We start from the raw sequence: 13738 nt of genomic DNA on the forward strand, positions 1-13738 counted from the left end.
TAACACGTCCAGAGAAGCGTATCAATCGCGATCAGGATAAATATCAACCAGTGCGATTCGTCTCACAAGAGCGGAATGCACCTTGCTCGCCGCCGTGCAGTTTCGACTACGGGACGCCCGCACTTCATGAACGAGACCACCGCACCGCAAGAGAACCGTTCGGCCGATGCCTCCGGCGACCAGCCCGGCATTATCGAGACCGATCTTCCCGGACGGCTCGACCGCCTGCCGTGGGGCCGCTTTCATACGTTGATCGTTCTTGCGCTCGGCGTCACGTGGCTGCTCGATGGCCTCGAAGTGACGCTGGCGGGCGCGGTGGCAAGCGCACTCAAAACCAGCCACGTACTGCACTTCTCGAACGCGGATGTCGGCATTGCCGGGAGCGCGTATATCGCGGGAGCGGTGCTCGGCGCGCTCGGCTTCGGCTGGCTCACCGACCGCCTCGGACGCCGCAAGCTCTTTTTTATCACGCTTTTCCTCTATGTCGCCGCGACCGCCGCGACGGCGTTCTCGTGGAATCTCGCCTCGTTCGTGCTGTTTCGCTTTCTGACCGGCGCGGGCATCGGCGGAGAATATACGGCCATCAACTCGACGATCCAGGAATTCACGCCCGCCCGGCTGCGCGGCTGGACCGATCTCGCGATCAACGGGACCTTCTGGGTGGGCGCGGGCGTCGGTGCGGCGGGATCGATCGTACTGCTGGATCCCGCGATGCTCCCGCCCGACTGGGGCTGGCGCGCATGCTTTCTGATCGGCGCGCTGCTGGGCCTGACGGTGCTGTTCATGCGGATGTGGGTGCCGGAAAGCCCGCGCTGGCTCATCACGCATAACCGCGCAGACGAAGCGCGGCGCATCGTCGAAGCAATCGAAGCGCAGTTTCACGAGCGAGGCGTCGAGATCGCGCGTGCGCCCGGCAAGCTGCTGCGGCTGCACGCGCGCGACCACACACCGCTCGCTGAAGTCGCGCATACGCTATTCGACGCGCATCGGCGGCGCTCGCTCGTCGGACTGACCTTGATGACCGCGCAGGCGTTCTTCTACAACGCGATTTTTTTCACCTACGCGCTCGTACTGACGGACTTCTATCACGTGCCGGGCGATCACGTCGGCTGGTATTTGCTGCCGTTCGCCGCCGGCAACTTTCTCGGCCCGGTGCTGCTCGGCCGATTGTTCGACGTGCTGGGCCGGCGCCGCATGATCGCATTCACGTATGCCGTCTCCGGCGTGCTGCTGACGTTGAGCGGCTGGATGTTCACGCAAGGGCTGCTGACGGTCACGACCCAGACGATCGCCTGGATGGTGATTTTCTTTTTCGCATCGGCGGCGGCGAGTTCGGCGTATCTGACCGTGAGCGAAACCTTCCCGCTCGAAATCCGCGCGCTCGCGATCGCCGTCTTCTATGCGTTCGGCACGGCGCTCGGCGGGATCATCGGGCCGACGCTATTCGGGCGTCTGATCGACACGCATGAACGAGGCGCGGTGTTCGCCGGCTATTTGATCGGCTCGGCGCTGATGCTCGCGGCGGCGATCGTCGCGGGCATCTGGGGCGTGGCGGCAGAGCGCAAATCGCTCGAAGACGTGGCGCGTCCGCTTTCCGCCGCCGACGATCACTGACGCCGGCGCGCGTTCAGTCGAACGCCTTGCCCCATGCGCCGTCGAACGCAGTGTCGCCGATCGCACGACGCGCGCGCGGCGCGGCTTCACGCTCGCGCAGCGCGTCGTCGAGCTGGCTCACGTCGCCGTGATGGCCGATTGCAATCATCGCGATGAGTTGCGCGTCTTCGGGAATCGAAAACGCCGCGCGGAACGCGTCGCGGTCGAAGCCGCCCATCTGATGCGTCGCGAGTGACATCGCGTGCGCCTGCAGGACGAGCGCCATCGACGCCGCGCCCGTGTCGTAAGTCGCGGTGCGGTTCGGCTCGCCTTTGGGCGTGAGGGTTGACGCCGCGACGCAGATCAGGACCGGCACGTTGGCGTTCCACGTCTGATTGGACGGCGCGAGCGTATCGAATGCGCGCTGGAACGCGGCTGCATCGCGATGACGATCGAAGACGATGAACCGCCACGGCTGAAGATTGTTCGACGACGGCGCCCAGCGCGCCGCCTCCAGCAGCCGATGCAACTGCGCGCGTTCGACGGGCTCGTCGGCATACGCCCGCGGGCTCCAGCGGCCGGCGATCAGTTCGTGGATGTCGACATCGGTCGGAGCGGGTTTCGCACTCATGGCGTGAGTCCTCGTTCGTTGGAAGACGTGCGGCGCGCTTCGATGAAAGGCGCGCCGCTCCGACGACAAGCATAGATCAAGGATGCGCGCGTCAGGTTGCCGCCACGCCGACCGGCCGTCCCGCCCGGTTGATGCGCAGCACCGCGACGGCTGCGACGAGGCACAGGCCGCCCGAGATCATCGTCGCGACGGTGTAGCTGCCGAGGCTCGAACGCAGCATGCCGCCGCCGAGCGCCGCGAACGCCGCGCCCAACTGATGCCCCGCGACGATCCAGCCGAAGACGATTGGCGCGGATTCCTTGCCGTAGACATCGGTGGCGAGGCGCACGGTCGGCGGCACGGTGGCGATCCAGTCGAGCCCGTAAAACACCGCGAAGAGCGGCAGGCCGAAGAAATCGATGCCGAACGCGTACGGCAGATAGATCAGCGACAAGCCGCGCAAGCCGTAGTACCAGAAGAGCAGAAAGCGCGCATTGAAGCGGTCGGAGAGCCAGCCGGAAAGCGTCGTGCCGAAGAGATCGAAGATGCCCATCGCGGCGAGAAGCGTCGCGCCCTGCACTTGCGTCATGCCGTAGTCGGAGCACATGGCGATCAGGTGCGTGCCGACATAGCCGTTCGTGCTTGCGCCGCATACGAAAAAGCTGAAGAAGAGCAGCCAGAAATCACGCGTCCGGCTCGCCGATGACAACGCGCCGAACGCCACCTTGATCGGATTCCTGGGCGCGGTAGCGGGACCGGCCGGCGCTTCCGCCGTTTCGCCGACGGGGCGCAGCGCGAGGTCGGCGGGACGCTCGGGCAGCAGCCACGCGACGAGCGGCAGCACGAGCGCGGTCGCTGCCGCCACGACGAAGACGACGGGCCGCCAGCCGTGATGTTCGGACAGCGACGCCAGGAACGGCAGAAACACGAGCTGGCCGGTTGCCGAGCTTGCGGTGAGGATACCCATCGCGAGACCGCGATGCGTCGTGAACCAGCGATTCACCACGGTCGCCGACAGCGTGAGCGCCGCGACGCCCGTCGCGCCGCCGACCATCACGCCCCATACGATGATCATCTGCCAGGGCGCGGTCATCATCGACGAAATGCCGACGCCCGCAGCCAGCGTCGCGAGCGCGGCGAGTAGCGTCGGACGGACGCCGAAGCGCTGCATCGCGGCGGCGGCGAACGGGCCGGTCAGCCCGTATAGCGCGAGATTGATCGAAATGGCGAGCGAGATCGTGCCGCGCGACCAGCCGAACTGCTTTTCGAGCGGGAGCATCATGACGCTCGGCGTCGCGCGCGTGCCAGCCGCCGCGAGCAGAACCAGAAAAACGACGCCTACCGCGACCCACCCGTAATGCATCCGGCCGTTCAGCCGCCTCGCAACCCAATTCATCGCCGCTCCGATTTGTTATGTTTCGTTAATATTCGTGACCGCTCTGTCACATCAGAGTTGCGAGCTTAGTTACCGATCGGTAACATGTCAAGGCCGATGCACATTTCGAGGAACTGCTTTGACACGATCATCCGCCGATCAGCCCAAGTCCGCGGCTCGCCGCCAGGTTCGCACCGACGGCGCGACCGCGCAGGAACAACTGCTCGACGCGGCGCAGGAGTTGTTTTACCGCGAAGGCATTCGCGCGGTCGGCGTGGATGCGGTCGTCGAGCGCGCGGGCGTCAACAAGATGAGTCTTTATCGGCGCTTCGCGTCGAAGGACGAACTCGTGGTCGCGTACCTGGAGCGCATGGACGACGGCTTTCGCAGGCGCTTCGAAGCGAGCATGGCGAAGCATCCCGGCGAGCCCGCGAAACAACTCGTTCAGGCGTTCGAAGATTTGGTGAAACGCGCGTCGGCGCCGGATTATCGCGGGTGCCCGTTCGTCAACATCGCGTGCGAATTCGGCGATCCGACGCATCCGGCGCGGCAACTCGTCGATCGGAACAAAGGTTATGTAATGTCACGCTTCCTGGAAATTTCGCAGGCGGCGGGGGCGGACAATCCGCAGGAACTGGCAGAATCGCTGGCGCTGCTGGTCGACGGCGTCTACGCGACGAGTCAAACTTACGGTCCCGGATCGGGGCCACTGTGCGCTGCCCCACGCATTGCGCGCACGCTGATCGATGCGGCGTGCGGTTCGAATCGCATCGAGCAAGGTAATCAGGAAAACTCATGATGGATGCAAGAAGCCGCGACGAGGTTATCGCGGCCACCGAACATTGGCTGACGCGCGCGGTGATCGGCCTCAACCTCTGCCCGTTCGCCAAAAGCGTGCATGTGAAGGGACAGATTCGCTATGTCGTGAGCGAAGCGAGAACCGTGGAAGACACAGTGGTGGAACTCGCGGACGAATTGCGTCTTTTGCGTGACAGCGATCCCGAAGCCATCGATACGACGCTTTTCGTCACTCCGCACTCGTTCGCGGACTTTAACGAGTACAACGACGCGTTATTTTTTGCCGACCGCCTGCTGAACGACATGGGGCTGGCGGGCGAATTGCAAATCGCGAGTTTCCATCCGCACTATCAGTTCGAAGGCACGCAGCCAGACGATATCGACAACTATACGAATCGTGCGCCGTATCCGATCTTTCATCTGCTGCGCGAGGCGAGCATCGATCGCGCGGCCGCCGCCTTTCCCGACGCGGCCCACATCTACGAGCGCAACATCGAAACGTTGCGCCGCCTCGGCCACGCCGGCTTCAAGGCGTGGATGGACAAACGCTGAACGGCTACGCGAAGAAGCGCTCGCGCAGTTCCTCGAGGCCGAGCGTTTCCAGCACTTCCGATAGCCGCTGCGCCGGACGGCCGCCCGGCAAGTCCTTGAACTGCGCGATGATGAGTTCGTTCTTCATCGAATGCTCCCAGCCGACCAGTTCCGTCACGCTGACCTGATAACCGTGCGATTCGAGTTGCAGGCATCGCAAAACGTTCGTGATCTGGCTGCCGAACTCGCGCGTGTGCAACGGATGCCGCCACATCTCGGTCAGCACGTTCTTCGACAGCGAGTGTCCCTTGTTCTTGCGCAGCACCGAAGCCACTTCCGCCTGACAGCACGGCACCACGACGATGTACTTTGCTTTCTTCTGCAGAGCGAAGTGGATGGCGTCGTCGGTTGCGGTGTTGCACGCGTGCAATGCGGTGACGATATCGACCGTTTCGGGCAACAAATCCGAGCCGGTCGATTCGGCCACCGACAGGTTGAGGAACGACATGCCGTCGAATCCCAGCCGTGCCGCCAATTCCTCCGACTTTTTGACCAGCTCTTCTCGCGTCTCTATGCCATAGATGTGTGACCGATCGCGCAGAGACTTGAAGAAGAGATCGTAGAGAATGAACCCGAGGTATGACTTCCCCGCACCGTGATCGACGAGCGATACGGAGCCTTGATGCTGATGCACATCGGATAGAAGTGGTTCGATGAACTGAAACAGGTGATAAACCTGCTTCAGCTTGCGGCGGCTGTCCTGGTTCATCTTGCCGTCGCGCGTAAGGATGTGCAATTCCTTCAGCAGTTCGATCGATTGACCGGGACGAATTTCGTGCTTGTCGGAAGGTTCGGACGTGCCGGGAACCGACGCGGGGGACTTCTTGGCCATCGTGATCAGTGACTGGTTGATGAAAAGCGGAGCATGTTCGCGCTGAATGTGCGCTAACCGCTGGTTCTGGCGTCTGAAAAGAGGAAGTTTACCGAAAAGCGCAGAGACGCTCCTTGTTCCGGCCATCGAATTATCGGCCTATGCGTCACAACCAGCGCATGGAACGGATCGTGCATCGTCTGACAATGAGACCATTGCGACAGACGGCACACACGTGTGGTCACTGGCTGCCACGCGCCGATGCAGCACGCAGAAACACATAGTCACTAACGAGCCGCGTCTCGACACGCCAGCGTCGTCACCGCGTCCGGTTCTGTTACGTAACACACTAACGCACAGCGCGGCGATGCGACTCGCCGGCGCCATGATCAAGAGAGGACGGCGATGGATGCGATCCCGGACAAGAAAGCAGAGAAACAGTTTCAGGAGATGCTCGCGGCACTGGTCCAGATGCCCGCGTGGAGCGAAAAGCAGCAACTCGAACTCGAGATGGCGCGAGAGATCTCCGTGGAGATGTTGCGAATCGCCGAGTCGATGCGCGATGGCTCCACCGACATCGAGACGTGTCTCACGATGCTCAAGTACGCCAAAGTAATGGACTTCGTGCTGACGACGCTCGCATCGCGCCGGGAGATCGCGCCGCAAACTCTGCGCGTGATCTTCAAGCTCGCGGGCCTGAAGGTGGATGAAGCCTATCCGGGCTGACACGCCCGGAGGTCCGACGCCGGCCCGTCTTCCGAGGACGCGCCGGCTTCAGCCTTTGCGCCGCGTCATCAGCCGCGCGGCGGAATTGCGCATGTGCCGCTGCATCGCCGCCTGAGCCTGCACGGCGTCGCGGGCTTCCAGCGCTTCCAGAATGTCGCGATGCTCCGTCAGCGCCGCCGCCCAGGTCTCTTCTCCCTCGAAATGTCCCCGCAAAGTCGACGACAGCGGACTGTGACGCTCGTCGTAGAGCGCGCCCACGGTGCGCACCAGCACCTCGTTACCGGACATCTGCGCGATGCCGACGTGAAACGCGCGATCGGCGCTCATCGGTATCTGACCGCTTTCGACTTCGCGCGCCATCGTTTCGTAGACCGCTCGCAGCGCCTTCAGCGCCTTCGGCTTGGCGAACGGCGCGACGCTCGCCGCAATCGCGCCTTCGATCACACTCCGCGCATTCATGATCTCGATGGGACTTTCGCCCAGTTCCGCCTCGGTGCTGGGTGGCCTGGCCGTCGGCGTCGCGGAGATATAGACGCCCGAACCCATGCGAATCTCGACGCGCCCTTCCAGTTCGAGCGCGACGAGCGCCTCCCGCACCGATGGCCGCGACACCCCGAGCGTCTGCGCGAGTTCCCGCTCGGATGGCAGCCGCCCGTTCGGCGCGAAGTCTCTCTGACCGATCATTCCGCGCAGCTTGTCGGCGATCTGGAGGTAGAGACGGCGCGTTTCGGCTGGTTTCACACTCACGGGCAGACTCCTGAAGGCTCGGGGAAAACGTGGATTGTAATCAGGCGAAGGGTTGACGCACCGTGCGGCGGGCGTTCCCACCGTTTTTTACTGCACAAGTGGCTTGACCAATTTCAATGCAAGCCACTAGTATGCAATCTGGTAAGGCCACGCGGTCTAATTTTTTTGTATCGCGTTGGAACCGTTTCCAAACAGAAACGCCCCCGTACAACCTTCGCCGCCGTCTGCACACGATGCACGGAGCGGCCCCGAGCGACGCATTCATGAGCAATCCGATCCTTCAGTTCGGCACGAGCCGTTTCTTGCAAGCGCACGTGGATTTCTTCGTCACTGAAGCGGCGCGGCGCAGTCCGGCCAGCGCGCTCGGCAAGATCACCGTCGTGCAGACGACGTCGAGCGCGGATAGTCGCGCGCGCACCGACGCGCTGAAGGCGACGGGCCGCTATCCGGTGCGCATTCGAGGACGCCGCCGCGACGAAACCATCGACGTGACGGTCGAATGCGATTCGATCACCGAAGCTTTGCACGCCAACGACGATTGGCCGCTGCTGATGCAACGGATTCAGCGCGATGTAAAAGTGATCGTCTCGAACACCGCCGACGCAGGCTACGCGCTCTTCGACGAAGACACCGCCGATCTGCTCGACGGCCAGCGTACGCCGCGCGGCTTCGCCGCCAAGCTCGCGGTTCTGCTGCACGCGCGGTTTAGCGCCGGCGCCGCGCCGATCACGCTGCTGCCGTGCGAACTGATTTCGCGCAACGGCGACACGCTGCGCGATCTCGTCGCCGGCATCGCTCGTAAATGGCAGATGGACGACGCGTTCATTCGCTATCTGACGACCGACTGCATCTGGGTCAATTCGCTCGTCGACCGCATCGTGTCGGAGCCGATTCTGCCGGTCGGCGCGATTGCAGAGCCCTACGCGCTGTGGGCCATCGAGCGCCAGGCCGGCATGGTGCTGCCGTGCGAGCACGACGACATCGTCGTGACCGGCGATCTCGCGCACTATGAGCGCCTCAAACTCCTGCTGCTGAACCTCGGCCACACGATGCTCGCCGAAATCTGGCGCAGACGCGACGGCGCCGCGGATATGACCGTCCTCGAGGCGATGCGCGATCCGGCCTTCCGCGAGCCGCTCGAAGCCGTCTGGCGCGACGAAGTGCTGCCGGTGTTCACGGCGCTCGGCCAGCACGATGTCGCGACCGAATATCTGGCGAACGTGCGCGATCGCTTCGAGAATCCGTTCCTCGTGCACCGACTTTCGGACATTGCGCGCAATCACGCGGAAAAGAAGGTGCGGCGCTTTCAGCCTGTCATCGATCTTGCTCGTGAATTGAAACTCGATATCGAACAGAAACGGCTGAGCGACGCGCTGAACGTGGACGCCAGCTGAACCGCCGCGCGAATCCGCCCGAGAAAGCGGAACGCGCCCGACAGATTCCTTTTTCCAATCACGGCCCCACCGCGCCAAAAGCGCGCAAGGGCCATATGAACGAAGTGCCGCTTCACTGAGGAGACGAACGATGCGGAAGATGCGTTGGGTGGTGATATTTCTGGCCTTTTTGGCCATTGCGATTAATTACATCGACCGGGCGAATCTGGCGGTCGCTGCGCCGCAGATCGAGAAGGCGCTCAACATCGGCCCGGCGGAAATGGGCTTCATCCTGAGCGGCTTCTTCTGGAGCTACGCGCTGATGCAGATGCCGTTCGGCTGGTTCGTCGATCGCGTCGGCGCGCGCATCGCGTTGCCGCTGGCGGTCGGCTGGTGGTCCGTGTTCACGGCGCTGACCGCCGTCGCGACGAGCGTAACCGGCATGTTCGGCTGCCGCCTGATGCTCGGCATTGGCGAAGCGGGCGCGTATCCGTCCTGCGCGAAACTAGTGTCGCAATGGTTCACCAAGGCCCAGCGCGCGTTCGCCACGAGTATTTTCGATAGCGGCTCGCGCGTCGGCTCCGCACTGTCGATTCCGGTCGTCGCGCTGATCATCAGCTCGTTCGGCTGGGAAGCGTCGTTCGTCATCACCGGCGCAATCGGCTTCGTGTGGATTCTTGGCTGGTTCCTGATTTATCGCAACAAGTCGAAGGGCGATCTGACCGGCGAAGTCGATGTCGATCCGGTACCCGTCGCGCCGAAGAACAAGGTGTCGTGGGGCTCGCTGTTCAAGTACCGCACGCTGTGGGGCATGATGCTCGGCTTCTTCTGCCTCAACTTCGTGATTTACTTCTTCATCACGTGGTTCCCGAGCTATCTCGTTCAGGCACACGGCTTCTCGCTGAAATCGCTCGGCACGCTCGGCACGATTCCGGCGCTTATGTCGATTCCCGGCGGCTGGCTCGGCGGCTGGGTGTCGGACTCGCTCTTCAAGCGCGGCTGGAGCCTCACTGCCGCACGCAAGACCTGCATGGTCGGCGGTATGCTGCTCTCGTCGGTCATCACACTCTGCGCGTTCACTGAGAACACCTACCTGATGCTCGCGTTCTTCGGCATCGCCTACGGTTCGCTGGCTTTCGCGGCCGCAAGCATCTGGTCGCTGCCGAGCGACGTCGCCCCGACGCCGGATCACGTTGCCTCCATCGGCGGCATTCAGAACTTCGCGTCGAACCTGGCGGGCATCGTCATCACGACGTTCACCGGCGTCATGCTGTCGATCACCAAGGGTTCGTTTGTCATTCCGCTGTGCGTGGCGGGCGGCTTCTGCTTTTTGGGCGCATTCAGCTATCTTGTGATTGTCGGCAAGATCGAGCCGCTCAACAAAGCCGAGCAGGACTCGCTGTCCGACAAGCGCGCACCGTCCACGATCTAAGAAACCATCATGTCCACCACATCCACCGACCATGCGGTCATCCGGCTGCACCCCAACGACGACGTCGTGATCGCGACGCGGCAACTCGTCTCCGGCGCGCGCATCGCGTCGGAGGATCTGGTTGTCGCGGGGCTGATCCCGCCGGGCCACAAGATTGCGACGCGGGCGATAGCCGCGGGCGAGCCCGTCAAGCGCTACAACCAGATCATTGGTGTGGCGCGGGAGCCGATCGCACGCGGCCAGCACGTGCATACGCAGAATCTGTCGATGGCCGATTTCGCGCGGGAGCACGAATTCGGCGTCGACAAGCATCCGACGCCTGCCGTCGACGCGCCCGCGACGTTCATGGGCATCCGGCGCGACGATGGCCGCGTGGCGACGCGCAATTTCATCGGCGTGCTGACGAGCGTGAACTGCTCGGCGACCGTCGCGCGAGCGATCGCGGACCACTTCCGGCGCGACGTGCATCCGGAAGAACTCGCGGAATTTCCGAACGTCGACGGCGTGATCGCGCTGACGCATGGTCTCGGATGCGGCATCGACATGCAGGGCGAAGGGCTGGGTATTCTGCGGCGCACGCTGGCCGGGTATGCGGTGCATCCGAATTTTCATTCGGTGCTCTTCGTCGGACTGGGATGCGAGACGAATCAGATTGCCGGCGTGCTCGAATCCAGCGGTCTCAAGGACGGCGAACGGCTGCGCAGCTTCACGATTCAGGACAGCGGCGGAACCAGGAAGACGATCGAACGCGGCATCGCGATAGTCAAGGAGATGCTCGCGGACGCGAATCGTGTGCAGCGTGAACCGGTGCCGGCATCGCACCTGATCGTCGGATTGCAGTGCGGCGGATCGGATGGCTATTCGGGCATTTCGGCGAACCCCGCGTTGGGCGCAGCCGTCGACAAGCTCGTGAGTCATGGCGGCACGGCCATTCTTTCGGAGACGCCGGAAGTATACGGCGCGGAACATCTGCTGACGCGGCGCGCAGTCAGCCGCGAAGTCGGCGAAAAACTGCTCGCGCGCATCAAGTGGTGGGAGGAGTACTGCGCCCGCAACGGCGCGGCAATGGACAACAATCCGTCGGCGGGCAACAAGGTCGGCGGACTCACCACCATTCTCGAGAAGTCGCTGGGCGCGGTCGCCAAGGGCGGCACGACGAATCTGGTCGAGGTCTATGAATACGCGGAACGCATCCACGCGAAGGGCTTCGTCTTCATGGATTCGCCTGGCTACGACCCGATGTCCGCAACGGGGCAGGTGGCGTCGGGTGCGAACCTTATCTGCTTCACGACCGGACGCGGCTCGGCTTATGGCTGCGCGCCCTCCCCTTCACTCAAGCTGGCGACGAACACCGCGTTGTGGGAGCGTCAGGAAGAGGACATGGACATCAACTGCGGCGGTGTGATCGACGGCACCGCGACTATCGACGAACTCGGCGAGCAGATTTTCCAGATGATGCTGGATTGCGCGTCGGGCGTTGCGTCGAAGAGCGAGTTGAATGGCTACGGGCAGAGCGAGTTCGTGCCGTGGCAAGTGGGCGTGGTGACCTGATTGAACGGTTCGCTGCGTTGAAGGGATGTCGGCGTCGCATCGGATCGCTTGTTAAGGCGAGCGATGCGGCGGCTATGTCCTTTCGATTTGCTGGCTAAAGCGCGCGGTTCGTTCCTCCGCTTTCCGCAATGGCCCGCCAGAGATCTGCGTACGTTTGATCGCGCAGCGACACCGGGGCGTTGAGCGGCGCCGGAGAAAGCATCAGTCGCCGGCTCTAATCCCGTTCTGGACGCTTCGAACATGCCTCTGCGACCTGTTCGAAGCACTCTTCCGGCAGTGCGGTGGCGCCCCAAACTCCTCGAACGGCGTACTGCCTCAGACGGTCGCCGAATCTTCCGCCATCATCTTCAGCGCGACGGCTTCGGCAACTTCGATGCCGTCGATCGCCGCCGAATAAATCCCGCCAGCGTAGCCCGCACCCTCACCCGCCGGATACAGCCCATCGACATTGACGCTTTGATAGTCATCCTTGCGCCGCACGCGTATCGGCGATGATGTTCGCGTTTCGACGCCCGTCAGCACCGCGTCGTGCATCGCAAAGCCAGGAATCTTCTTGTCGAGTTCCGGCAACGCCTCGCGGATCGCTTCGATCACGTAGTCGGGCAGTGCGGTGCTGAGGTCGGTCGGCGTGACGCCCGGCTTGTACGACGGCACGACGGAACCCAGCGACGCCGATGCACGCCCCGCGATGAAGTCGCCGACGAGTTGTCCTGGCGCGCTGTAATCACCGCCGCCAAGCTCGAACGCGCGCTCTTCCCACTTTCTTTGGAACGCGATGCCGGCCAGCGGGCCGCCGGGGAAGTCCTCCGGTGTGATGCCAACGACGATGCCCGCGTTCGCATTGCGCTCGGCCCGCGAATACTGGCTCATGCCATTCGTGACGACGCGCCCTGGCTCCGACGCAGCAGCCACGACCGTTCCGCCCGGGCACATGCAGAAGCTGTAGACCGCCCGTCCGTTACTGCTGTGGTGGACCACCTTGTAGTCTGCGGCGCCAAGGCGTTCGTGACCGGCAAATTTGCCGAAACGCGCCCTGTCGATCACGCCCTGCGGATGCTCGATGCGAAAACCTAGCGAGAATGGCTTGGCTTCCATGTAGACGCCGCGGCTGTGCAGCATCTCGAAGGTATCGCGTGCGCTGTGTCCGACGGCCAGCACGACATGATCGCAGCGCAGAACTTCGCCGGTCGACAGACGCAGGCCGCGCACCTTTCCACTGTCGATATCGATATCTTCGACGCGCTGCTGGAATCGCACTTCGCCGCCAAGCTGGTGAATGGTCGCGCGCATCTTCTCGACCATGCTCACAAGCCGGAACGTGCCAATGTGCGGCCGGCTCAGATAGAGGATATCGTCCGGCGCGCCGGCTTTGACGAACTCGTCGAGCACCTTCCGGCCGTAATGCTTTGGGTCCTTGATCTGGCTGTAAAGCTTGCCGTCCGAGAATGTGCCTGCCCCGCCCTCGCCGAACTGCACATTCGACTCGGGATTGAGCTCGTTGCGTCGCCAAAGGCCCCATGTATCCTTTGTCCGTTCGCGGACAGCCTTTCCGCGCTCGAGGATGATCGGCCGAAAGCCCATCTGCGCCAGAATCAGCCCCGCGAAGAGTCCGCACGGCCCCATTCCTATGACGACGGGACGAAGCATGTTCGAGCGTTCAGGTGCTTTCGCCACGAAGCGGTAAGCCATGTCCGGCGTAACGCCGCAATGCGGATGCGGATGGCGACTCAAGCGCTGCAGAGCGGACGCCTCGTCTTGCAACGTGACATCGATGATGTACGTGAGCTTGATATCGCTCCGCTTGCGGGCATCGTGCGCGCGACGGAAGACGTGGAAACTGACGAGTTCATCGGCCGAGACACCGATTTCTGCAAGACGCGCCACGACGGCCGGCTCGATGGCCGACTCAGGATGATCGAGCGGGAGCTTGATTTCGCTTAAACGTAGCATGAGGACTCGATGGCAACGGCCGTTCGGATTACGAAGGGGAATTTTAGCGCGCAGTCATCACGCACTGATATCGCGGAAGTCTGCGAAAGATGCGTGACTGAAATGCAAAAACCCCACCTTTGTGGGGTGGGGTTTTTGTTTGCAGCATGAGGAGCCTGACGATTACCTACTTTCACACGGG

Annotated in this window: 12 protein-coding genes; 7 read left to right on the forward strand and 5 right to left on the reverse strand. The window is 62.9% G+C overall.

What is annotated here, in order from left to right:
- The first annotated feature begins 126 nt into the window (after positions 1 to 126).
- Positions 127 to 1614, forward strand: a complete 1488-nt coding sequence (locus AB6804_RS26800) for an MFS transporter (protein ID WP_370889014.1) — start codon at positions 127 to 129, stop codon at positions 1612 to 1614.
- Between the two features lie 13 nt (positions 1615 to 1627).
- Here the strand turns inward: AB6804_RS26800 and AB6804_RS26805 are convergent, their stop codons facing one another.
- Both AB6804_RS26805 and AB6804_RS26810 read right to left on the reverse strand, forming a co-directional pair.
- A complete protein-coding gene (locus AB6804_RS26805; RefSeq protein WP_370889015.1) occupies positions 1628 to 2224 on the reverse strand; it encodes a nitroreductase family protein in 597 nt (198 codons plus the stop codon).
- A 91-nt stretch (positions 2225 to 2315) separates the two neighbouring features.
- The gene (locus tag AB6804_RS26810) at positions 2316 to 3599 is read right to left on the reverse strand and encodes an MFS transporter (protein ID WP_370889016.1); all 1284 of its coding nucleotides are present in this window, start codon (positions 3597 to 3599) and stop codon (positions 2316 to 2318) included.
- Between the two features lie 118 nt (positions 3600 to 3717).
- Between AB6804_RS26810 and AB6804_RS26815 the strand changes: the two genes are divergently transcribed.
- Together AB6804_RS26815 and AB6804_RS26820 are read left to right on the forward strand one after the other, a co-directional pair.
- Positions 3718 to 4377 (forward strand): TetR/AcrR family transcriptional regulator, encoded by a 660-nt coding sequence (locus AB6804_RS26815; RefSeq protein ID WP_370889017.1) that lies wholly within the window; start codon positions 3718 to 3720, stop codon positions 4375 to 4377.
- Complete coding sequence (locus tag AB6804_RS26820; RefSeq protein WP_370889018.1) at positions 4374 to 4928, forward strand: DUF1415 domain-containing protein; 555 nt, start codon at positions 4374 to 4376, stop codon at positions 4926 to 4928. Before AB6804_RS26815 ends, AB6804_RS26820 begins: the two co-directional genes overlap by 4 nt.
- 4 nt (positions 4929 to 4932) lie before the next feature.
- Here AB6804_RS26820 and AB6804_RS26825 read toward each other — a convergent pair whose 3' ends face one another.
- A complete protein-coding gene (locus tag AB6804_RS26825) occupies positions 4933 to 5799 on the reverse strand; it encodes an SAM-dependent methyltransferase (RefSeq protein ID WP_370889019.1) in 867 nt (288 codons plus the stop codon).
- Between the two features lie 384 nt (positions 5800 to 6183).
- Here AB6804_RS26825 and AB6804_RS26830 point away from each other — a divergent pair, with 384 nt between their 5' ends.
- Positions 6184 to 6504, forward strand: coding sequence for a DNA-binding protein (locus tag AB6804_RS26830; RefSeq protein WP_370889020.1), 321 nt, complete (start codon positions 6184 to 6186; stop codon positions 6502 to 6504).
- A 48-nt stretch (positions 6505 to 6552) separates the two neighbouring features.
- Here the strand turns inward: AB6804_RS26830 and AB6804_RS26835 are convergent, their stop codons facing one another.
- Positions 6553 to 7251 (reverse strand): FadR/GntR family transcriptional regulator, encoded by a 699-nt coding sequence (locus AB6804_RS26835; protein WP_370889021.1) that lies wholly within the window; start codon positions 7249 to 7251, stop codon positions 6553 to 6555.
- A 263-nt stretch (positions 7252 to 7514) separates the two neighbouring features.
- Here AB6804_RS26835 and AB6804_RS26840 point away from each other — a divergent pair, with 263 nt between their 5' ends.
- The 3 genes from AB6804_RS26840 to AB6804_RS26850 all read left to right on the forward strand — a co-directional run bounded on the left by AB6804_RS26840 (position 7515) and on the right by AB6804_RS26850 (position 11607).
- Complete coding sequence (locus tag AB6804_RS26840; RefSeq protein ID WP_370889022.1) at positions 7515 to 8645, forward strand: mannitol dehydrogenase family protein; 1131 nt, start codon at positions 7515 to 7517, stop codon at positions 8643 to 8645.
- 130 nt (positions 8646 to 8775) lie between these two features.
- Positions 8776 to 10056 (forward strand): MFS transporter, encoded by a 1281-nt coding sequence (locus tag AB6804_RS26845; protein WP_035970198.1) that lies wholly within the window; start codon positions 8776 to 8778, stop codon positions 10054 to 10056.
- A gap of 9 nt (positions 10057 to 10065) precedes the next feature.
- Positions 10066 to 11607 carry a UxaA family hydrolase gene (locus AB6804_RS26850; protein WP_370889023.1) on the forward strand — a complete coding sequence of 514 codons (1542 nt, stop codon included), beginning with the start codon at positions 10066 to 10068 and terminating at the stop codon, positions 11605 to 11607.
- 315 nt (positions 11608 to 11922) lie between these two features.
- On the opposite strand, the gene AB6804_RS26855 is transcribed toward AB6804_RS26850, so the two are convergent.
- A complete protein-coding gene (locus AB6804_RS26855) occupies positions 11923 to 13557 on the reverse strand; it encodes an NAD(P)/FAD-dependent oxidoreductase (RefSeq protein WP_370889024.1) in 1635 nt (544 codons plus the stop codon).
- Positions 13558 to 13738: the final 181 nt, after the last annotated feature.

The sequence above is a fragment of the Caballeronia sp. RCC_10 genome (assembly GCF_041360715.1).
Lineage (GTDB): Bacteria > Pseudomonadota > Gammaproteobacteria > Burkholderiales > Burkholderiaceae > Caballeronia > Caballeronia grimmiae.

What these genes read in the sequence shown, in the direction of transcription:
- AB6804_RS26800 (WP_370889014.1), top strand. Translation starts at nt 127, where the DNA reads ATGAACGAGACCACCGCACCGCAAGAGAACCGTTCGGCCGATGCCTCC.
- AB6804_RS26805 (WP_370889015.1), bottom strand. Translation starts at nt 2,224, where the DNA reads ATGAGTGCGAAACCCGCTCCGACCGATGTCGACATCCACGAACTGATC.
- AB6804_RS26810 (WP_370889016.1), bottom strand. Translation starts at nt 3,599, where the DNA reads ATGAATTGGGTTGCGAGGCGGCTGAACGGCCGGATGCATTACGGGTGG.
- AB6804_RS26820 (WP_370889018.1), top strand. Translation starts at nt 4,374, where the DNA reads ATGATGGATGCAAGAAGCCGCGACGAGGTTATCGCGGCCACCGAACAT.
- AB6804_RS26825 (WP_370889019.1), bottom strand. Translation starts at nt 5,799, where the DNA reads ATGGCCAAGAAGTCCCCCGCGTCGGTTCCCGGCACGTCCGAACCTTCC.
- AB6804_RS26830 (WP_370889020.1), top strand. Translation starts at nt 6,184, where the DNA reads ATGGATGCGATCCCGGACAAGAAAGCAGAGAAACAGTTTCAGGAGATG.
- AB6804_RS26840 (WP_370889022.1), top strand. Translation starts at nt 7,515, where the DNA reads ATGAGCAATCCGATCCTTCAGTTCGGCACGAGCCGTTTCTTGCAAGCG.
- AB6804_RS26845 (WP_035970198.1), top strand. Translation starts at nt 8,776, where the DNA reads ATGCGGAAGATGCGTTGGGTGGTGATATTTCTGGCCTTTTTGGCCATT.
- AB6804_RS26850 (WP_370889023.1), top strand. Translation starts at nt 10,066, where the DNA reads ATGTCCACCACATCCACCGACCATGCGGTCATCCGGCTGCACCCCAAC.
- AB6804_RS26855 (WP_370889024.1), bottom strand. Translation starts at nt 13,557, where the DNA reads ATGCTACGTTTAAGCGAAATCAAGCTCCCGCTCGATCATCCTGAGTCG.